Raw genomic sequence first — 20792 nt, 5'->3', positions numbered from 1 at the left:
GATGGGATGTCTGCCCCTACCGGCTACCGTTGCCTTCCATCGATGCCAGTTCTGCCATTGCTCTGGCGCTATCTTCCAGGTTGTCGATTCGCTCCTCGAGGGTTGCAAAGACTTCGTTATATTTGTCGGCCCATGCGACGCCGGCGGCAGTTTTGGTCATGCGGGCCGAGCCAAGAGATACGTCTGAAGATCCTTTTTTGGGAACGGATGGCCGTTCCGCGAAGTTGCCAGCAGCTGTTGAGGGATCAGCCTGGGTTAGGCGGGCAATATCCTGCTTCAGGAGATTCTGTTTTGATTGGAGTTGTTCCACCTTGGCTATGCCCTCTTTGAGGGACTGAATGAGCCTTTTTTTCTTGGCTTGTAAATCTCCAATCGAGGCTTTCAGGCTTTGCTCTTCTGCGCGTAACTGAGGAAGTCGTTCTTCTTGAGATTGGATCTGGATCTCTGTTTCAAAATGAAGCTGAGGAGTTTGAGCTTGCGAACGAGCCTCATCATAAGGTTGGGCAGCAGCCACCCCCTTCTGCTGGACTTTTGCCCAATCTTCAAGGGCAGCACGCAGACTGGCCAACTCGTTTTGCAATTGCTGTAGGTCTGAAGGAGTGATTTCGTTTTGCTTCTGTCGATTTTCGAGGTGCTGCAGAAGCTGGATTTTGGCTTTGGCCTCGCTTCCAGATAGAGCAGAAGCCACATAGCCTGTCATCCCCGTGGCCAAACCTGCTGCTCCTGCCTGCCACAGGGATCCTCCCGCCCCAAGGCCGCCAATAGCCACCGTAACTCCGGCCAACGCGGGAAAGGCAGTTATCCAAAGCTGGCGGCAGGAGAAAGGCAACATCATCGACCCCAGGGTGGAAGAGGAGATTGTCTTGAAGATTGTTTTGACCATAGGTAATGTTTGGGTAGGTTTTCTCTCACTCACAACTCCTCTTTTTTTAAGGAGAAAGGGGAGCTAGAACCAACACAAAGAACAAAGAACGCCTTAGAGACAATTTTACTGCACTATTTCACTGCACTTCATCACTGCACTTCAAGATGACTCTGGTGTACTGCTGAGGTTACAGTTCTTTACGCCATCCCTCCAGTATGGCCACAACTACAAGTCAATCGCCACTCTAAACCTGCAAGAGCCACTTCAGCTAGAAATTGCAGGAGCCCCGCACTGTACCCGTAGGGTCGGTGTCGGGAGGAATGCTATAACAATACTGCGGACACCAGAAACGGTTGTTTAAGGCACTGGTAACGGTCGATTGGGGGTGCTGTAAACCACCCCAGAGGCTCGTGGTTGGCTTGCTAACTGCAGGGCTACTAAAAGCCCGCTCCGTACCGCCTAGCGGTTGATGTCGGGTAGTTTACGCTCATCCTGACCGGCTTTCTTGGCAGCGACGCCCAAGGACATCTGCTTTGACATGCTCAATAGGACTCCGTCCCGCTGACGCGAAAGGACCCCGTCCCGCTGCCGCAGTGGATCCCAGGGCTTGGAGCCTTGAGGAGAAAGTGGGGCAACTGTTTCTGGTTTATTTTGAGGGAGCTGAGTTTTCCTCCGCTCTCGAGGAGATGATCCGGGACTACCACGTGGGCGGGCTGATCTTCTATTCGATTGCCGGCAACATTCAAACGTTGCCTCAGGTGGCCCAGCTTATTGCCGCGGCTCAGGCACAAGCCCTTGTCCCCCTGTGGATAGCCATTGATCAAGAGGGGGGGCCGGTGGTGCGCCTTACCGAGGGGGTGACGGTGTTCCCCAGCGCCATGGCAGTGGCAGCAGCGGGATCCCTGGCAAAGGCGGAAGCTATGGCCCGTGCGGTGGGAACGGAGCTGAAAAGTTTGGGGTTTAACCTCAACTTCGCCCCTGTTGTGGACGTGAACAGCAACCCCCACAACCCCATCATCGGCATCCGAGCCTTTGGGTCAGACCCGAAACAGGTGACAGATTACGGCCTCGCCCTGTGGCGCGGCTATCGGCAAGCCGGGATCCTCTGTACGCCCAAACATTTTCCCGGCCATGGGGACACCGATATGGATTCCCACCTGGGGTTGCCGCGGGTGGATCGCCCTCTGGAGGCGCTACAGACCACGGAATTGCGCCCGTTTCAGGCTTTGATCCGGGCAGGGGCAGAGGCGATGATGACGGCGCATGTGGTGATGCCGGCTCTGGGATCCGTCGGCGACAGCGGGACGAAGTCCTTGCAACCGGCAACGCTGGCCCCTGAGGTGGTGTCCGGCTGGCTGCGGCAGAGGCTGGGTTTCCAGGGTCTTGTCCTGACGGATTCCCTGACCATGGGGGCCATTGCCCGCACCTACGGCATTCCCGAAGCGGCAGAACTGGCCTTTAGGGCAGGAGCCGATGTGCTGGTGTTTGGGGCAGATCCCGGCTTTAGCCCGGCCATCCAAAAAGAAGCCTATGCCCATCTGCTGCGGGAGTTCCGTGCCGGTCGTTTGTCGGTTGAGCAGTTGGATCGGTCAGTGGAGCGAATTTTGACCTTGAAGCGGCGCTACGGATTGGGATCCCCCTGCCCCCCTTTCCCCCCTGCCGGCTTGGAAAACCACCGGGCACTGGCCCGCCAAATCGCCCAAGACAGCATCACCCTAGTACGGGGATCCCTGCCTCCCTTGGCCCCTGACCCGCTGCTCATTACCCCTGTGCCTCTTCTGGGGGATCTTTTCCAAAATGTCTGGCCCGGTGCTCAGGTTCTCAAGATCAGCCCAGAGCCCACCCCTGAGGATTTGCAAACAACCCTGCAAGGGGCGTCAAGAGCTGACCAAGTGCTGGTGGGATCCCTTGATCTGTTTCGTTACCCGCTTCAGAAGGAGTTGCTGGCGGACTTACTGGGATCCCTTCCGCCGGAAAAGGTGATTGGGTTGGCCTTGGGATCCCCCTACGACGCCTTTGCCCTGCCCCAGATCCCGGTCTATTTGGCCTGCTACGGCACTACCCCCGTCTCTCTACAGGCGTTGCTGCAGGTGTTGTTGGGACAGATCCCGGCCCAGGGTCGCTTGCCGGTTGGATCCCACTTGGAGGGATCCTGGTCGCGTTAGCGGGACAGAGCTCTTTCCCGTTAAAAACAGATCCACTAACTGCTGAGGCTGCTGACAGTGCGCCGCGCCAGGGCCGGCACCGTTCGCCTCACCAAGCCCGTCAGCACGCTGCCGGGGCCGATTTCCCACACCTCTTGGATGCCGTCGGCGGCCATCTGCAACACGGTTTCTCGCCAGCGGACAGGGGCAGTCATCTGGGCCAGCAGCGCCTGCTTAAGGGCTTGCGGATCCCGGCTGGCGGTGGCAGTGCAGTTGCTGTAGACGGGCACTCGCGGCGGCTGAAAGTCAACAGCGCGCAAGGTGTGGGCAAACTCCTCGGCAGCAGCCTGCATAAAGGGCGAGTGAAAGGCGCCACTTACCTTGAGGGGAACGGTGCGCTTGGCCTGCAACTGCTCACAGACGGCTTGCACCCCCTCCACTGAGCCGCTGATCACCACCTGATCCGGGCTGTTGTCGTTGGCAAGGGTGACATCGGGGATCATCTGGCACAGGTGCTCCAGCTTGTCGCGGTCAAACCCCATCACTGCCGCCATGCTGCCCGGGGGATCCCCTGCGGCTTCCATCAGTTGGCCCCGCAGCGCCACCAGCCGCAGGCCGGTTTCGAAATCAAACACGCCGGCAGCGTAGAGGGCGCTGTATTCGCCCAGACTGTGGCCAGCAGTGCAGGCAGGAGCCTGTCCCTGGGCGTAGAGATAGTCCGTCAACAGGGCCGATACGGTGAACAAAGCCGGTTGTGTGTAGCCGGTCTGGTGGATCTGGTCTTCCGACAGAGCTAAGGGATCCCATCCCAGCATCTGGCGGGCCAAAGCCAACTTCTGGGCTGCTCCCTGCCAGTTCCGCAAGTCCCTTCCCATGCCCACCGCTTGGGATCCCTGGCCGGGATAGATCCAGGCAACGGTCATCAATTCATTTCCCCCAACGAAACACAATCGCCCCCCAGGTAAGGCCGGCGCCAAAGCCCGCCATCACCCCCAGATCGCCGGCGCCAAAGCGTCCTTGCTCGATCCAAGTGGCCAAGGCAATCGGCACCGAAGCGCCCGAGGTGTTGCCGTAATGCTCTAAGACGCTGGCCACCCGCTGCGGATCCAGTTGCAAACGCTTGGCTACCGCATCGAGAATGCGCTGGTTGGCCTGATGAATAAAATATCCCTGTACTGCTTCCGCCGGGATCCCAGCCCGAAAGAGAGCCTTCTCGATGATCTCCGGCACCGCCTGGACGGCAAACTTGTACACCTCGCGGCCATTCATGGTGATGGGGCAGCAGCGATACTGCCCCACCTGCAGGGATCCCACCAGGGGCTTGGCCTCTGTAGCCATGGACAAGCTGAGTAGCTGGCTGCCACTGCCATCGCTGCGCAGCTCAATGCTGAGGATCCCGCCGGTTTCCCCCGCCTCCAGAACCACCGCCCCGGCCCCATCTCCAAACAAGACACAGGTGGTGCGATCTGCCCAGTCCACCGTACGGGAGAGCACATCCGCCGCCACCACCAAGGCCCGCCGGTACAGCCCGGTTTGCAAAAACTGCGCTGCCGTGGCCACTGCAAAGACAAAGCCCGTGCAGGCTGCCGTCAGATCAAAAGCCACCGCCCGCGTTGCTCCCAGAGCTGCCTGCACCTGAGGGGCCGAGCCAAACCGATCGACACCGGTGGAAGTGGCCAGCAGGATCAAATCCAGATCTTGTGGCGGGATCCCGGCCTGAGCCAAAGCGGCCTTGGCTGCCTGGACCGCCAAATCCACCAAGCTCAGCTCAGGGGGCAGAATGCGCCGCTGACGAATGCCGGTGCGGGGCCAGATCCATTCGTCGGAAGTTTCGACGATCTGGCCGAGATCGTCGTTGCTCAGGCAGGGATCCGGCAGGGCAGCCCCTGCCCCCACCAGCCGCACGGTCGGGAGGCTATGGCTGGGCATCTTCCACGGGTTCGGGACAGCGGGAGGAAGTCCTTTCCAGGGATCCCAACGGCAACACTTCCGGGCCAGAGCCAGAGTAGACCTGAAGGGGCCGGGTGCGCCGCCTGGGGTTGGATTCAGGTTCGCTAGGGTCAACCATTTCCGCCTGCAGCCGCTGTAGGATTTTCTGTTCTGCCGCCTCTTTGGCCAGGCGAATGGCGTGGTAGACCATCGGCGCCTTGGAGCTGCCGTGGGTAATCACGCAGATGCCGTTGACGCCGAGCAGCAAAGCACCGCCATACTCCACGTAGTCCATGCGCCGCTTTACCTGCTTGAGGTTGGGCCGGAGCAGCCAGCAGCCCAACTTGCCGCGCCAGCCGCGGGGCAGCTCCTCCCGCAGCACCTGGGTGATCACCTGGCCAACACTTTCGGCAAACTTGAGGAGGGCATTGCCCACAAAGCCGTCGCACACCACCACATCAAACTCCCCGGTCAGCACATCCCGCCCCTCGGCATTGCCGGCGAAATGGATCCCTGGCAATTGGGCCAGGCGCTGGTGGGTGGCCAGAGCCAAATCGTTTCCCTTGTTGGGCTCCTCGCCGATGTTGAGCAGGCCCACCCGCGGACGCTCGACCCCCAGTACACACTGGCAGTAGAGGGATCCCATACGGGCAAACTGCTCCAAAAAGCGGGGCCGGCAATCTACATTGGCTCCCACATCCAAAAGCAACACCGGCTTGCCTCTTAAAGTGGGCAGAAGAGCACCAATGGCCGGGCGATCGATCCCTGCCAGCCGGCCCAAATTCAGGTAGGCCGCAGCCATCGCTGCTCCGGTATTCCCGGCGGCCACCACGGCATCCGCTTGGTTGGAGCGCACCTGTTGCATCGAGATGTTGATGGAGGCTTTGGGCTTTTTGCGCACCATCAGCGGCTCTTCCGCCATGCCCACATCCTCTTCGGCAGGCACAATGGTGATCCCAGCAGGCAAGGGTTGGGGCAGAAAGGGCTTGAGGGAATCTGGACGACCGACTAGTGCAATCCCGACCCGGAGCTGCCGATGGGCCAGCAGGGCGCCCTTGATGATCTCTTCGGGAGCGTAGTCACCCCCCATCGCATCGACCGCAATTCGCACAAGCTGACCTCACACTGGAATATCCTTGGCAACTGCAAGCAAGAAGCGGGGCAAAACGCACTAACCTCTGCAGTCCCCTCGCCCGAGAATTGGGAGCCCCAGTGGCTGCAGGGTGCTAGCGAATTTTACCAGATTTGTTTTCCTCAATTAAGGCCGTAGTTCCCCTTGCGCCGGTTCTCCCCACCCCCCACAGGAAACGTGAACTCCCTCACGCCTGCGCGAGGGTAGCCAAGAGAGAGTGTACCTGTTGGACGTGGTCGCGTGCGGTGGAGTTTCTGGCTTGGTGTTGGCTCAGCTCCGTCTCCAACTGCGCCAATTCTCCTGCCAACGCTGCCCACCGATCCCGCTCTGGGTAGAGGGTGGCCTGCAAGTGATTGAGGCGACCCCAGGTTTCTGCCATGGCCTGGGCGCGCGCCCGCAGGGATCCCTCCTCTTGCTCCAGGTGTTGCCACTGCTGCTCCAATTTCTGCCGTTGGCGGGCGAGCTGCTCCTGCTGAGAAGGCAAGGACGATTCCAGTTGTTGAATGAGGGTTTGCAGACGACCTTTTTCTTGGAGAAGATCCTGCTTCTGGCTGCCGATCTGTTCCAGGAGCGGCCCAATATCGACCTGAACCGGGGCAGCAGCTTGATTTTGCAGCTGTCTAAGGCGGGCTTCCTGGCGGGTCAACTCTTCATACTCTCGCTGCAGGTTTTTTTCCTGAGGCAGCAGGGCTTCTTCCAAAGCACTGCAGGCAGACTGGGCATAGTCGATATCCATCTCGATGTCAAACCGCTCCTCTGGAGAGGCGCTGGCCAGCCGCTCTTGCAGCTCCCGCAGGGTTTGCCGGTTTTGCTCCAGTTCGGCCCGCTGCTGGCTGACCTGGGCCGCCCGCTGCTCGTAATCTCGGCGCAGTTGGCTGACCAAAGCCGCCAGCTCCTCGACCGAGATCGCCGGCTCCCCAGCCCTGCCGTTGCTGCTGCCATCGACGATAAAGTCGTACTCCTGCACCAGACGAGAGGCTTTCTGGTATAGGCTCTCTTGAGATTGCAGCTGCTGGAGAATCCTCTGCAGGTGCTCTTGATGGGCTCGCAGGGATCCCTGCCGAGTTTGCCACTCTGCTTGGCTTTGCTCCAGGGATTGTCGGGATCCCCACCAAGCGGTGTGGCGTTCTTGCCAAGCGCGGTAGTCTCGATCCAGCTCGTCTTGCCGGGCCTGGGCCTGCTGACGTTCTGCTTCCAGTTGGGCAATCTGTTGATTCAAGTGCTCCTGCTGCTGCTGAATGTGGCTTTTCAAGCTTTGCAGAAGCGCCAAGGGATCCCCAGCCGGATGTAGAGTCTCCTGGAGCTGCTGCACCAAAGCCTGTAGCTGCGCTGCTTCTGCCTCCCCCAAGCGGCTGGAGCGAGCTTCTTGCAACTGGGCTTCCAACTCTTGCCGCTGCCGATTCAGAGCTTCCCGCTGCTCTCCGATCAGGCGCTGTTGTTCAGCCAAGTAAGCCTGCTGGGCTGCCAGTTCCTCTTTGAGGCTGTCCAGAAGTTTGCGATCTTCCTCCACACTCTTGTATTGCTCATACAGCCGCTGCACCTCTTCTTCCTGGGCTGCTAGCTCCATCTCGCGGCGGGTAAGCTCATGCGCCTGAAAGGTGAGGGACTGTTTCCAAACCTCGATCTCCTCTTCCTGGCTGCGGGCTCTGAGCTGAAGTTGGCTGAAGTTTTGCAGATAGGTCACCAGTTGGCGAGCGGCTTCGCTGATGCGGGCGACCTGACGGCCGCCGGAGATTTCCGCCAGCACCAATGACCCATCCTTGAAGCGCCCAGCCTCCTGGGCGATGCGGCCTTCCAAGGTAATGGATTCTTCGTTCACGGCCACCCAGGTATTGTCCTGCTGCTGCTTGGCCAGCAATTGCAGAGACGACTTGGCAAATCCAATCGGCTTGGATAGCTCTGCTAGGTACAGCACGCCTGAACTCCTCTAAAACAGCATGGACAGCACCAGCCCTGACCCCACCGAGCCACTGCCCCTGGCCGGGGAAAAATGGACGGCCGCCAGAACATGGCTCGCCGAGGCGCATAAAGACTACACCACCTTTCTAGACTCAACCATAGGGTAAAAAAAACGCCTTCGCCAGATGAGTTTTGGGGATGCCTGGGGTAGCTATTCAAACCGGTGGCGGAGCACTAAAGTAGTCTAGGGTGTGGTGTAGAGTTGTGTTCGGGGGTTGTATGGAGCTGCAAGGTGAGCCGCTTTCTATTCGTCGGCGTTCTCCTGCCCCGCCGGTGGTCGTAGCCTCTCAGGTGTACCAGACAACAGCGCCGGAAGCCAAGCCGCGCCACATTTTGGAAGAGATCGTCTGGCACAAAGAACAGGAGGTGGAGCGCCAACGGGAGCAGCTCCCCCTGAAGCAATTGCAACGGCAACTGGATCAGGCTCCGCCGGTGCGGGATTTTGTGGCGGCTCTTACCCAGTCGCCTCACCCTATCTCTGTGATTGCCGAGGTCAAAAAAGCCTCTCCCAGCCGCGGCGTTCTGCGGGATCCCTTTGACCCAGTAGCCATTGCCCAGAGCTATGAAGCCGGTGGGGCCAGTTGCCTCTCGGTGCTCACAGATGAGCGGTTCTTTCAGGGCAGCGGCGAGTATCTGCGCCGGATCCGTCAGGCAGTAGGGATCCCCATCCTCTGCAAGGAGTTCATCCTCTACCCCTACCAAATCCTCTGGGCCCGCAGCCTGGGGGCAGATGCGGTGCTGCTGATTGCCGCCATTCTCTCGGATGCGGACTTGGGCTATTTTCTCAAGCTGGTTCGGCAATTGGGCATGGCAGCTCTGCTGGAGGTGCACACTTCCCAAGAGTTGCAGCGGGTGTTGCGTTTGCCCCAACTGCAAGACTCCAGGGGGCAGGTGCTCATTGGCATCAACAATCGCGATCTGAGAACCTTTGCGGTGGACTTAAACACAACGCGCAACCTGTTGGCCGCCCACTCGGAGCTCCTTGGCGATCTGCCTGTGGTCAGCGAGTCCGGCATCCATACCCCCGCCGATCTGCAGCAGTTGCGGGCCTGGGGGGTGCGCTCTGTGCTGGTGGGGGAAGCGCTGGTGACCCAGCCGGATCCCGGCCAAGCTGTGCGCCACCTGTTGTCATCTCAGTGAATGAGAACCCTCCATCATATGGATCTCTGTTAAGAACAATGGATCTCTAAGGATTGCTCAGACCGATGAAACGTATTCCTGTGCCGGCTCACATCCACTACGAATTTCTGCTGCGGGTGTTGGAGCGGCAAACCTTTCCGGCAGTAGAGGAACAGGATTTTGGCAACCGAGGCCGCACGCAAGAGCTGATCAACTCCCTGCGCAAAGCCCTCACCCAACAGGTGCAACTGGAGGAAGAGTGGCGACAGCGGGGCTATCAGGTGGACTACCGCTGGAATATGGACGAGCCTCAGCCTTCCTCTTGACCTTCCAGCCCACTGTAAGGTTTAGCATCCTTTCAGTGGCATTGGGGGGGTTTCCCAAGATGCAGGTTGTTTTGACAGTGCCCAAGCTGGCCTGTGGGGCCTGTATAGACACCATTGCGCAAGCGGTGCGGCAACTGGATCCCCAGGCGCAGGTGGAAGGGGATCCCAAAACCAAACAGGTGCGGATTACTTCTGGGCGGTCTGTGGGCGATTTGCGGCAGGCCCTCACCCAGGTGGGATATCCCCCGGCCTAGTCAATTTTGGGCCGGGAACGGTCGGGCGTCTGTTTTGAATTTCTGTACAGATGGCTGCCTTCGCCCTGCCCAGGGTGGAGAGTAGCTGTCGTTTCATCAACAAGGTGTTGCCATGTCTGCCCATAAAGGGTCATCGGGTGCACTATCGGCCTCTGCGCCTTCTCCTGAGGGCACTTGGCAGTTGGCCCTGCAAGGGATGAGCTGTGCCTCCTGCGCCCGCAGCATCGAACAGGCCCTCACTCAGGTGCAGGGAGTATCCTCCGGATCCGTGAATTTTGCCAGCGAGCAGGCCACCGTCAAAGGGGATCCCAGGCTGGTGGATCCGCAGGCGCTGATTCGGGCGGTGGAGCGGGCGGGGTATCGGGCGCGCCTCATCCAAGAGGATTGGCAACTGGACGATCCGACAGACCCAGAGCGGATCGCCCAACGGGCCGCAGAACGGGAACTGAAGCTCAAGGTGGCGATAGGGGTGGGCATCAGCACGGTGCTGGTGATCGGATCCCTGCCGATGATGCTGGGGATGGACATCCCGGGCTTTCCCATGTGGCTGCACAATCCTGGGTTGCAGTTGCTGCTGACGGCTCCGGTGCAGTTTTGGGTGGGCAAGCATTTTTATCGAGGCGCTTGGGCCGCTTGGCAACGGCGCTCGGCGGATATGAACACGCTGGTGGCCTTGGGGACGAGCGCGGCTTTTTTCTATTCTGTTTTCCCAACGGTTTTCCCCGACTCTTTCCATCGGCAGGGACTGCATCCCGATGTGTATTACGAAGTGTCGGCGGTGGTCACCACCCTGATTCTGGTGGGCAAGTGGATGGAGCAACGGGCTAAGGGGCAAACCTCCGAAGCCATTCGCAAGCTGATCGGGCTGCAACCGAAAACGGCAAGGGTAATTCGCCATGGGGTGGAGCAGGATATTCCGATTCGGGAAGTGCAGGTGGGGGATCGGATCCGGGTGCGCCCCGGAGAGAAGGTGCCGGTGGATGGGGTCATTCTAGAGGGATCCTCCAGCCTCGACGAGTCCATGGTGACCGGCGAGAGCCTGCCTGTACTCAAGTCGGCGGGGGATGAGGTGATTGGGGCAACGCTGAATCGGACGGGCAGCTTTGTGATGGAGGCGCGGCGGGTGGGCAAAGACACAGTTCTGGCCCAGATCGTGCGCTTGGTGCAGGAAGCTCAGGGATCCAAAGCTCCGATTCAACAGGTGGCGGATCGGGTGACTGCCTGGTTTGTGCCGGCAGTGATCGGGGTGGCAGTTCTAACTTTCGTGCTCTGGTGGGTGTTGGCGGACAACCTGACGCTGGCCTTGGTGAACACGATTGGGGTGCTGATCATCGCCTGCCCTTGCGCGCTGGGGTTGGCGACCCCCACCTCGATCCTGGTGGCCACGGGACGAGGGGCAGAATTGGGGATCCTGGTGAAAAGTGCCGACAGCCTGGAATTGGCCCACCACTTGCGCACGGTGGTCTTGGACAAAACCGGCACCCTGACCGAAGGTCGCCCTACCGTCACCGATATTTGGGCTAATGGCTCCTCTCCCCTGACGGTGTTGCGCCTGGCAGCGGCAGTGGAGCGGCACTCGGAACACCCTTTGGCCCAGGCGGTGGTGCAGAAAGCCGAAGCGGAAAAAATTGCCATCCCTCTTGCCCAGCATTTTCAGGCAAGGATAGGCAGTGGGGCAGAAGCCTGGGTGGAAGACCAGTGGATCCGCATCGGTCGGCTGAGCTGGCTACAGGAGATGGGGATCCCTTGGGATCCCTCTTGGTCAGAGCGGGTTCAGAATTGGGAAAGCCAGGGCAAAACGGTGATCGGCGTAGCCCAATCCCAGAGCCTGGTGGGGCTGTTGGCCATTGCCGATCCGCTCAAACCCACCTCTCCTGAGGCAGTGCAACAGCTGCAACAGATGGGTCTAGAGGTGATCCTGCTAACCGGGGATAACCCCACCACGGCCCAAGCGGTTGCTCGGCAAGCAGGCATTCAGCGGGTAATTGCCCAAGTCCGTCCGGATCAGAAGGCAGCTTACATACGCAGCCTAAGACAACCGCGACGGCGGGTGGCCATGGTGGGAGATGGCATTAACGATGCTCCGGCTCTGGCAGAAGCCGATGTGGGGATCGCCATCGGTACGGGTACGGATGTGGCGATGGCCGCCAGCGATATAACCCTCATGTCGGGGGATCTGCGGGGAGTCGCCACAGCCATTCAACTCAGCCGGGCCACCCTCAACAACATCCGCCAGAACCTCTTCTTCGCCTTTATCTACAATACGCTGGGGATCCCGATTGCCGCTGGGGCGCTCTATCCCTTTACAGGCTGGTTGCTCAACCCCATGCTGGCGGGGGCAGCCATGGCCCTGAGTTCCATTTCGGTGGTCGCCAATGCCCTGCGCCTGCGACACTTTCAGCCCCCCAGACCAGCGGGCCGGCGTTAGGCCCTCTCCCAGGGGCAAGGGGGATTAGCGCGGCAACAGTTTTGCTGCCCTTTGAGCATGAGTCTGCCGTACCGCTCATGCCTCAGGGCTATCTTCTGGCAGACAAGAACATCCCCCCCGGGAGCTTGGTGAATGGCAAGCGGCAAGCTAACCTAAAAAGCTCAGGCAGATTGGGGAAAGCGCGGTGCAAATCCGCCACTGTGACGCAACTGTGATGGGATCCCTCCCTCAGCCAGAACACCCACCTGCCGTTGTCCTGTACCCCTTGCGATTCACAAGGAACGGAGTTTTTTGTGTTGAATACCCTCAGTGTTTCCCCTCCGCTTGCGGTTGGGCAGTCTCCTGTTGTCCCCCTGCCCCTGTTGCTCATCGGCCACGGATCCCGCGACCCTGAAGGGCGGCAAGCCTTTCTGGAGTTGGCCCAAGTCTACCAATCCCTCACTCCCCATCGACCGGTGATCCCTTGTTTTCTGGAGCTGACGGAGCCGAGTATCGCCCAAGGGATCCAGCAGTGTATTGCCCAAGGGTGGCAAGAGATTGTGGTCCTGCCGCTGCTGTTGTTTGGGGCCCGCCACAACAAGTTCGATGTGACGATGGAACTGGATCGCCTGCAGGCCCTCTATCCCCAGTTGCGCATTCGTTACGGTGGGCCGCTGGGGATCCGCATCGAGATCCTGCAACTGCTGCGAGACCGATTGGCTGCTTTGATGGCCGCCCAACCGCAGCGGATCCCAGAGGCAGAAACCGTGCTCCTATTTGTGGGTCGCGGCTCCAGCGATCCCGAGGCCAATGCCGAAGCCTGTAAACTGGCCCGGTTGCTTTGGGAAGGATCTGGGTTTGCCGCTGTGGAAACTTGCTTTATCGGCATTACCCATCCCCGCCTGCCCGTGGGATTGGAGCGGGCCTTGTCCTGGCATCCGCGCCGGGTGATCGTGCTGCCCTACTTCCTGTTTACCGGAGTGCTGGTGAAAAAAATTGAGGCGGCAGTGGAACAACAACGACAACGACAGTCGGAAATCGACTGGCTGATGCTGCCGGAATTGGGCCTTGTGGATACGGTGCTGCACAGCCTGCAGCAACTGGAGCAGGAAGCCCTACAGGGCCAAACCCAAATGAACTGCCACCTGTGCAAGTTTCGCCTGGCCGTGAGCGCAGAGGTCAGAGCTGGGCATACCCATCACCACCCTCACGAGCATCATCACCACCATCACGGGCACGGATCCCATCACCATCCTCATTCCCACCCTCACCACGACCACGGCCATACCCACGCAGCGGCTGGGGATCCCTGGGCCCAATTAGAGGGCTACCACCAACGGGCATGGCAGGTGCCCTAAGAGGGAAACAGAGGCTGCTGGCGGGATAAACTGAGTGCAGACAGGCCATTTTTGAACCTGGTTTTCCCGCTCTAGCGGTTGTGATGACGAAAAAACGATGATGCTCTCCCGCTCCTCTTGGGTCTCGGGTGCCGCTGCCGCGGGGAGCGGGATCTTTGTTTTCGCCCTGGTGGTGGGGCTGCTGGATCAGATCCTGCCAACCCTGCCCAGGGTTTCCTTATCCTTGGCCGGGATCCCTGGGATCCTGGCTGGAATTGGGTCTGCCTATGGGGTTTGGCAGGTGGTTCAGATGGGTCTGCAATCGGCTTCCTGGAGCGACTTTCGAGAATCGCTGGTGGCGACCCTATCTCCCTTTGATCCTGCCGACCACGGCGGCGAGCCACGACAACCTAAGGGGGATCCTCGCCCTTGGCAGGTGGCTCAGGAGATCCGGCAAACCCAGCTCCGCCATCAAAAGATCCTTGACCGCATCAAGCAGCGGGTGAAAGCCGAAATCCAGACCTGTGAACGCGCCCAAGCCCAACTGCGCAGCGAGCAGCAACGGTCTCGAGTCCTGCAGGCCCAAGCCCAACAGTTACAACAGCATCTGCAAAACCTACAAACATCTTCCCCTTCTCCAAGCTCCGAGTCGACCAAACCCACGCCAGAGCAAGCGCTGCGCCAAAAGCTCCGCCAACTTCAATCCCAGGTCACCACCCTGAAAATAGAATTGGAACGCCAAAGGACCCAACTGCAACACGCAGAAGCAGAGCGGGCTCAACTCCAGCAGCAGCAGCAAAAACTCAAGTGCATCCTGCAGCGCAAAAAATTGGAAAATCGAGAGTTGCGCTCCCAACAGGCAGAATGGGCCCGGCAACTGGAGCAAACTCAACAGGAGCTGCAAACTTTGCGAGAGTCCTACCGCGCCTTGCAAGTTCTACAGGAAATAAGCTCCACCCTAACCCAAAACCCATCTCACGAAAGGGCGGAAACGGAGTCCTCTGGATCCTCCGACTAGCCGACCCGCTTTAGAACAAATACACTCCCCTCGCTGCCCCGGCCCATCCGCAAATCTTCATCCAAATAGGTGATATCCAGCCAACCCGTTGGCTCGCGGCGGCGGATATCGATTTGAATAGCCGGGATCCGCTCCGGAGCCCGCTCGAGCAAATCGAGAAAACTCTCGATCTCGTAGCTCATCAAAGCTTGGGATCCGAGCACCAATCGCTCGAAAATCACCCTCACCCGGCGCTCAGATTCGGGGTAAAAGCGCGCTGATACAGCCAAGACTCCCCGTGGCACCCAAGCCTCCAGCCAACCGGATCCCTGGATCTCCGCCACGTTGAAGACCCGTCCAGCCTTGGCCCGAATACACTGGTAGATCTCGCCGGTGGTCAAAAAAGGCAACTGTGCCAGCCGCAGCAGAGCTGTGCTGGTGGTAAAGAGGGTGAGCCAGTTCCCCTCCAACCCTTCAGGAGCCGATGTTGGCTTGGGGGTGGGGTTGAGCGCTTCTAGGACGGCAATTTGAGACAAAATCTGGGCTTTTTGGTCAGGGGAAACTTTCCGGCCCCGGTCGGTTGCCTCCAGTAGGTGCAGCAGAGCCGATTTTTGCTGAGCCAGGGCCTCAGACATGGGCACACTCCGAAGGCACTGACCCTATTTTAGAGAACGCGGGATCCCTCTGCCCTTAACCGTCTTCTCCCACCAGTTTCAGGTTCAGATCTGCCACCTGCTCATACCCTAGCCCGGCCCGCACCACCAGCGGCTCGGATCCCGTCAAGTCAATTACCGTAGAGACCTTGGCCCGACGGGGGGCATCGTCATCCAGCACCAGATCCACCTGTTTTTCCAACTGCCGCATTTCCTCAGCCGCAAAGATCCCACCCTCATCCCAGGGATCGCTCTCCCATTCCCAGGTTTGCCCAAAACTTAAGCCCAGGGATCCGACGGGATCCCCCCCCAGCTTGGCAGAGGTGGAGACAATTGGATTGCCCAACTCTTCCAGCAAAGCCTGACAAATGGCCGAGTCGGGCACGCGGATGCCGGTGGTTTTCCGTTTGGGCTCCATCACCAACTTGGGCACCAGCTTGGTGGCCGGCAACAGAAACGTAAACGGGCCCGGGATCAGCCGCCGCATCAGCCGATAGGCCGAATCGGTTACCTGGGCATAGTGGGCAATGCGTGAGAGAGAAGGGCACAAAAAGGTAAGAGGCTTGTCGTTGGAGAGCTGCTTGATACGGCGTACCCGCTCCACTGCTTGTTTGTGGGTCACATCGCAGCCAATGGCATAGACTGTATCGGTGGGGTAAAGCATCACCGCCCCCTCCCGCAAAGCCGCCGCAATCCGCCGGATGGAACGGGCCTGGGGCTGTTGCGGATGCAGCTTAAAGTACTCGGCCATCGGGCAGATGGGAAGAGGTCAAGACTGGGAGCAGCTCCCCCCCAAAGGGTTTTCCACAAGAGGGCGGGGGGTCGGTGGCACCGACGCGGGCGGGGATCCCTGAGATTCGGGCCAGTCCTTCAGTTGTTGCATCAGGGCTTGGATGTGCAGACGGGGCAGATAGGGCCAGTCGCCCGCTTCTTCCAAATCTTGAAGCACCCGATACAGAGCTTGACGGGTATTGGGCAAAGACTCCCGAAAGGCACCTTCCAGGATCGCGCGGTGCAACTCCTCCAGCAGCCGCAGGAGCATCAGCAGCTCCACACACGCTCCCGCCCTCGCCTGAGCCGCCTGTTCAACGGCCAACATAATCTGACGCAAATCCGGTGGCAGATCCTCCGCCGAGATATACATGGCCACTCGTCTCTGGGTTCTGGGAAGGCAGGGGCTTTCCCATTCTAAGATTCTTCTGCCCTAGGACTGGATGGATTTTGCCCCCACAAGATCCAACTCCGCAGACTGTTGGGATCCCCGACCCAGGCACTGCCACACCCGCTGCAAGAGGGCATCCAGCCCCTGCTTGGCAATCGCAGAAATGGTCACCACCGAAGTGCCGGCAGCAGCAGACAGCCTCTGGGCGCGCTCGGCAACCTGCTGGGGATCCAGAACATCGATCTTGTTCAAAACCAGGATTTGTGGCTTATCGATTAACCCGTGGCCGTAGGCGCGCAGCTCCTGCTGAATAACCTGGTAATCCTTGACGGGATCCGCCGCCGTGCCATCCACCAAATGAATCAGTACCCTGGTACGCTCCACATGGCGCAAAAACTCATGGCCCAGCCCCACCCCCAAGTGCGCCCCCTCGATCAGCCCCGGAATATCGGCAAACACCACCCCATCTCCCGATGGATGGGGCACCACCCCCAAATTGGGCTGCAACGTGGTGAAGGGGTAGTCAGCAATCTTGGGCCGGGCAGAGGAGACCACCGAAATCAGAGTGGACTTGCCCGCATTGGGCAGGCCGACAATGCCCACCTCGGCAATCAACTTCAGCTCCAGGCGCAGGCGCACCCGTTCTCCCGCTTCGCCCTTGGTGAATTGGCGGGGGGCGCGATTGTGGTTGCTCAAAAAATGGGCATTGCCTAAGCCGCCTTTGCCCCCACGGGCTACCAGCAATTGATCCCCCTTGCCCACCAGATCGCCCAACAATTCCCCCGTCTCCGCATTGAACACCACAGTACCGCAGGGCACCCGCACCAGCCGATCCGCACCACTGGCCCCGCTGCGATGGTTGGGCCCCCCTTTGGCCCCGTGTTCCGCCTTGATCACCGGTTGAAAGCGAAAATCCAACAGAGTTTGCAGGCCGGGATCGGCCACCAAGATCACCGAGCCGCCCCGCCCGCCATTGCCGCCGGATGGCCCCCCAGCCGGCACATACTTCTCACGGCGGAAGGCAACGATGCCATCCCCGCCATTTCCCCCTTGCACTTCAATTTCGGCTTGGTCGATAAAGTGCAATCGTTCTTCTCCCAAATCTTCTATCTTCCAGCTTGGCAAGATCCCCGGAAAACTTGCCACAAAAGACGCTCCTCTAAGCTACGATGGTATTTCCCAGCCACATCCTCCCCAGGTGGGAAAGTGGAAGTGGGATCCTGCCAAACTCGATTGGCCTTCTACCCTTTATCCCGCGCAACTGATCTGTTACTGCACCCCTATGAGTCGATTCACTGCTGCCGATGTAGGTTTTACCACTGAAGACTTTGCCGCCCTTCTGGATAAGTACGACTATCACTTCAGCCCTGGCGAAATTGTGGCGGGTACAGTATTCTCGGTGGAGCCACGCGGTGCTTTGATCGATATTGGGGCCAAAACGGCTGCCTTTCTGCCGCTCCAGGAGATGTCGATTAGCCGCCTGGAAGACCCGCACGAGATGCTGCAGCCCGGAGAAACCCGCGAGTTTTTTATCCTCACCGAAGAAAACGAAGAGGGACAGCTGACCCTCTCCATCCGTCGCATCGAGTACATGCGGGCCTGGGAACGGGTACGGCAGCTCCAGAAAGAAGATGCCACCGTTCGCTCAACCATTTTTGCCACCAACCGAGGTGGAGCCCTGGTGCGGATTGAGGGGCTGCGGGGCTTTATCCCCGGATCCCACATCAGCAGCCGCAAGCCAAAAGAAGAGCTGGTGGGCGAAGAGCTGCCCCTGAAGTTTTTAGAGGTGGACGAAGACCGCAACCGCTTGGTGTTGAGCCATCGCCGCGCCTTGGTGGAGCGGAAGATGAACAAGCTGGAAGTGGGCGAGGTGGTGGTCGGCACGGTGCGGGGCATCAAGCCCTATGGTGCCTTCATCGATATTGGCGGCGTCTCCGGCCTGCTGCACATTTCCGAGATCTCCCACGATCATGTTGACACGCCCCACAGCGTCTTCAACGTCAACGACGAAGTGAAGGTGATGATCATCGATCTGGATGCGGAGCGGGGGCGGATCTCGCTGTCCACCAAGCAACTGGAGCCCAATCCCGGCGACATGATTCGGGATCCCAAGCTGGTTTACGAGAAGGCCGAGGAGATGGCAGCCAAGTACCGTGAGCAACTGTTGGCCGCTAAGCAAGGACAAGCGGCAGAGGCCCCACCGGAAGTGGTGGAAGAGGAGCTGGAATACGCGGCGGCGGCTGTGGAATGAGGGCAAGCTTGGCGCCATCTCTGCCTGCGATGAGACTGAGGTTAGGAGCCTTCAGCTCCGTTGGCGTGGGTGGCTTGTGGGAGCGGGGCAGCCCAGGCTCCTAGGGAGACGGGTACTGCTGCTGTGGCGAAGTAGGCCGACGGCGCTCACGCAGGGCTGCAAACCTGCGCCAGTAACGGGAATCCCCCTCTCCTGAGCTTGAGGAGCTGGTCAAAGACTGTAGATCTGCCCATCCATGAGCAGATGGGTGATGCCTTTCTTTTGCAGTTGGGTGCGCACAATCTCCAGGATGTAGCCGGGAAACTGGATCACCCGGTAGGGCGGGTAGGTGTTTCTGCCCCGACGGCTCATTTCGGAAAAGCGACGGGCCACCTTGTGGTTGTCGAAAATGGGCAGCGTATTGGCGTTGTCGATCCCTTCGATGGGCAGGGATCCCGAGCCAAAGAATTCTTTGAGAGGGCGGGTGGTCAGTTCTTGGTAGCGGTCAACAACGACATAGCAGGTTTCCGGTAGGGTGAGCTCTTCCAGGGGTAATACCTGAATTTGATAGCTGGGATCGGTGAGGGGATCCTCTTCTGGCCCATCTTCATCTTCTAGGAGATAGTCAGGGTCGTCCTCATCCTCGTCTTCGAGGTCACGGTCTTCTTCGGTCTCTTCCTCATCCTCTTCCCCGACATCCTCCACATCTTCCTGAAGCTCAGCCGCCAACTGCAGTTCTTCTGGGGGCAGTTTTGGCAGAGACTCTGTTCCAGCGGTGTTATCCTCGCCTTCGTCGTTTGCGTTCGGCTGCAGCGAGGGAGATGAAAAAGGCAGCTCCGGCTCCAGCGGCAAAATCTGCTGCTCTGGGGCTGGGATCCCGCCAACAACAGCTTTTTCCCCCATGTCTTTGCGGCGGGCAGCCGAGCGTTTGAGATGGATCAACCGCTGATACTCATCGGCAGCGATATTTTCCTTCAACACGCGGGTGATGGTGGTGATGCTCACCTGAAATTGCTCCGCCAATTCGACGGCGGTCGCTGCCGAGCCGCGGTAGGCGCTAACAATTTGCTGTTGTTCTTGCTCTGAAAGTTTGCTGCGAGCCATCCCAGATCACCCAATCCAAAAACCGAAAAAACTGAAGAGGATCCTTAGCCAGCGGCGGCTGCCCCGCACACCCGGCTGAGGCCGGCAGCCAGCTGCTCCCGCTCCAGCCCCTTGCCGATCAACACAATTTTGGACAAGCGGGGCTCATCGGGATCCCAGTCCCGTTCCAGAAAAAGGGTTTGCCGCTGGCCTACCTGATGAAAGATAACCCGCTGCGGCTCATCCACAACCCACAGCACCCCCTTGGCGCGAAAAAGGGTCTCGGGCATGTCTTGTAGCCAATCGCGAAAAGCCGCCAAATCCAGCGGCTGCTGCAGTTGAAAGCTCACCGATTGGATCCCGTCTTCCTCGAGGTGATGGCTATGGTGGGCCTCAGTCTCTGCATTGGGGAGCCTGGGATCCCACAATTCTGGGCGGAAGGCATGCACATCCAAGATGCGGGCCAGAGGCACCTGGGCATGGGTGGTGAGCAGGCAAGGGGCATCGGGGTTGTAGCGGCGCAGATCGAGAAGGATCCGCTCTCGTTCGGCTTCGCCGATTAAGTCCACCTTGTTGAGCAACACAATGTCGGCACTGCTGATCTGGTGGGCAGCAGTTTGCGAGCGCCGGAAATTCTGCCAGTATTCGGCCCCATCCACCAACGTCACCACGCCATCCAGGCGCAACTCCTCATGAAAAGTCCTCTGCACAAATAGCTCCGTCACCTGCCTGGGATCCGCCACGCCGCTGGTTTCCACCACCAGATAGTCCAACGCCTGGGCATGCTGGAGCAGCTGGCGGGCCGCCCGTTCAAAATCCTCTCGCACCGTGCAGCAGAGGCAACCATTGTTGAGCTGCATCAGCCCCCCCTCGGGCATGTTGACCAACTCGCCATCGATGGAAATCTCGCCAAACTCGTTGAGGATCACTCCAATGCGCAACCCATGCTCCTCTTCCAAGATGCGCTTGAGCAGCGTGGTTTTGCCACTGCCCAAAAAACCTGTCAAAATCGTCACCGGAAGCTGAGCTTTCATATCAGGTGAGGCTGAACTGACAAGCGGCCAACAAACCCTTCTCTCAAGTTCCCCAGAAGCTCTACTAGCTTAGCTTTAGGGTTGGCTCTCCAGGACCTGGACAAGGGGGAACGACCGCTCCCACCCAAATTAGATCCTCTAACCCATCAACTAGTTATCCA

The 20792-nt window shown here is 59.3% G+C and carries 19 protein-coding genes and 1 riboswitch; of the genes, 8 read left to right on the top strand and 11 right to left on the bottom strand.

Annotated elements, in window-relative coordinates; translation table 11 throughout:
* Positions 1 to 16 precede the first annotated feature (16 nt).
* Positions 17 to 700, bottom strand: a complete 684-nt coding sequence (locus ACVWZU_RS02390; RefSeq protein WP_457443148.1) for a hypothetical protein — start codon at positions 698 to 700, stop codon at positions 17 to 19.
* Between the two features lie 791 nt (positions 701 to 1491).
* Here ACVWZU_RS02390 and ACVWZU_RS02385 point away from each other — a divergent pair.
* Positions 1492 to 3030: a glycoside hydrolase family 3 protein gene (locus ACVWZU_RS02385; protein WP_457443146.1), complete on the top strand. Its 1539-nt coding sequence runs from the start codon at positions 1492 to 1494 to the stop codon at positions 3028 to 3030.
* A 35-nt stretch (positions 3031 to 3065) separates the two neighbouring features.
* Here ACVWZU_RS02385 and fabD read toward each other — a convergent pair whose 3' ends face one another.
* From fabD to hmpF, 4 genes are all read right to left on the bottom strand, one after another.
* The gene (gene fabD, locus ACVWZU_RS02380) at positions 3066 to 3932 is read right to left on the bottom strand and encodes an ACP S-malonyltransferase (protein WP_457443144.1); all 867 of its coding nucleotides are present in this window, start codon (positions 3930 to 3932) and stop codon (positions 3066 to 3068) included.
* A 4-nt stretch (positions 3933 to 3936) separates the two neighbouring features.
* Entirely contained in the window at positions 3937 to 4938 is a 1002-nt protein-coding gene (locus tag ACVWZU_RS02375; protein ID WP_457443142.1) for a beta-ketoacyl-ACP synthase III, read from the bottom strand.
* A complete protein-coding gene (plsX, locus tag ACVWZU_RS02370) occupies positions 4925 to 6049 on the bottom strand; it encodes a phosphate acyltransferase PlsX (protein ID WP_457443140.1) in 1125 nt (374 codons plus the stop codon). Before plsX ends, ACVWZU_RS02375 begins: the two co-directional genes overlap by 14 nt.
* A gap of 208 nt (positions 6050 to 6257) precedes the next feature.
* Complete coding sequence (gene hmpF, locus ACVWZU_RS02365; protein WP_457443138.1) at positions 6258 to 7985, bottom strand: pilus motility taxis protein HmpF; 1728 nt, start codon at positions 7983 to 7985, stop codon at positions 6258 to 6260.
* 263 nt (positions 7986 to 8248) lie between these two features.
* Here hmpF and trpC point away from each other — a divergent pair, with 263 nt between their 5' ends.
* From trpC to ACVWZU_RS02335, 6 genes are all read left to right on the top strand, one after another.
* Entirely contained in the window at positions 8249 to 9169 is a 921-nt protein-coding gene (gene trpC, locus ACVWZU_RS02360) for an indole-3-glycerol phosphate synthase TrpC (RefSeq protein WP_457443136.1), read from the top strand.
* Positions 9170 to 9234: 65 nt separating this feature from the next.
* Complete coding sequence (locus ACVWZU_RS02355; RefSeq protein WP_457443134.1) at positions 9235 to 9474, top strand: DUF5340 domain-containing protein; 240 nt, start codon at positions 9235 to 9237, stop codon at positions 9472 to 9474.
* Between the two features lie 59 nt (positions 9475 to 9533).
* The gene (locus ACVWZU_RS02350; protein ID WP_457395644.1) at positions 9534 to 9728 is read left to right on the top strand and encodes a copper chaperone; all 195 of its coding nucleotides are present in this window, start codon (positions 9534 to 9536) and stop codon (positions 9726 to 9728) included.
* A gap of 112 nt (positions 9729 to 9840) precedes the next feature.
* Positions 9841 to 12156 (top strand): heavy metal translocating P-type ATPase, encoded by a 2316-nt coding sequence (locus tag ACVWZU_RS02345; protein ID WP_457443131.1) that lies wholly within the window; start codon positions 9841 to 9843, stop codon positions 12154 to 12156.
* 127 nt (positions 12157 to 12283) lie between these two features.
* Positions 12284 to 12419: riboswitch (cobalamin riboswitch) on the top strand.
* 30 nt (positions 12420 to 12449) lie between these two features.
* The gene (locus ACVWZU_RS02340) at positions 12450 to 13493 is read left to right on the top strand and encodes a sirohydrochlorin chelatase (RefSeq protein WP_457443129.1); all 1044 of its coding nucleotides are present in this window, start codon (positions 12450 to 12452) and stop codon (positions 13491 to 13493) included.
* Positions 13494 to 13590: 97 nt separating this feature from the next.
* Entirely contained in the window at positions 13591 to 14490 is a 900-nt protein-coding gene (locus tag ACVWZU_RS02335; protein ID WP_457443127.1) for a hypothetical protein, read from the top strand.
* Here the strand turns inward: ACVWZU_RS02335 and ACVWZU_RS02330 are convergent.
* Genes ACVWZU_RS02330 through obgE form a run of 4 tightly spaced genes read right to left on the bottom strand, consistent with a single transcriptional unit; the run spans position 14487 to position 17370 of the window.
* Positions 14487 to 15104 carry a PAP/fibrillin family protein gene (locus ACVWZU_RS02330; protein WP_457443126.1) on the bottom strand — a complete coding sequence of 206 codons (618 nt, stop codon included), beginning with the start codon at positions 15102 to 15104 and terminating at the stop codon, positions 14487 to 14489. The genes ACVWZU_RS02335 and ACVWZU_RS02330 overlap by 4 nt on opposite strands.
* A 55-nt stretch (positions 15105 to 15159) precedes the next feature.
* On the bottom strand, positions 15160 to 15873 hold the full coding sequence (locus tag ACVWZU_RS02325; RefSeq protein ID WP_414374128.1) for an L-threonylcarbamoyladenylate synthase: 714 nt from the start codon (positions 15871 to 15873) through the stop codon (positions 15160 to 15162).
* Between the two features lie 18 nt (positions 15874 to 15891).
* Positions 15892 to 16266: a hypothetical protein gene (locus ACVWZU_RS02320; RefSeq protein ID WP_238376778.1), complete on the bottom strand. Its 375-nt coding sequence runs from the start codon at positions 16264 to 16266 to the stop codon at positions 15892 to 15894.
* Positions 16267 to 16326: 60 nt separating this feature from the next.
* Positions 16327 to 17370, bottom strand: coding sequence for a GTPase ObgE (gene obgE / locus ACVWZU_RS02315; protein WP_414389113.1), 1044 nt, complete (start codon positions 17368 to 17370; stop codon positions 16327 to 16329).
* 196 nt (positions 17371 to 17566) lie between these two features.
* Between obgE and ACVWZU_RS02310 the strand changes: the two genes are divergently transcribed.
* Entirely contained in the window at positions 17567 to 18535 is a 969-nt protein-coding gene (locus ACVWZU_RS02310) for a 30S ribosomal protein S1 (RefSeq protein ID WP_414329312.1), read from the top strand.
* Between the two features lie 210 nt (positions 18536 to 18745).
* On the opposite strand, the gene ACVWZU_RS02305 is transcribed toward ACVWZU_RS02310, so the two are convergent.
* Positions 18746 to 19618, bottom strand: a complete 873-nt coding sequence (locus tag ACVWZU_RS02305) for a hypothetical protein (RefSeq protein ID WP_457443123.1) — start codon at positions 19616 to 19618, stop codon at positions 18746 to 18748.
* Positions 19619 to 19662: 44 nt separating this feature from the next.
* Positions 19663 to 20631 carry a CobW family GTP-binding protein gene (locus tag ACVWZU_RS02300; RefSeq protein WP_457443121.1) on the bottom strand — a complete coding sequence of 323 codons (969 nt, stop codon included), beginning with the start codon at positions 20629 to 20631 and terminating at the stop codon, positions 19663 to 19665.
* Between the last annotated feature and the right edge of the window lie 161 nt (positions 20632 to 20792).

The sequence above is a fragment of the Thermostichus sp. MS-CIW-26 genome, from assembly GCF_054059115.1.
Note: the sequence above shows the minus strand (reverse complement) of the source record. Positions and strands in the feature narration are given on the sequence as shown.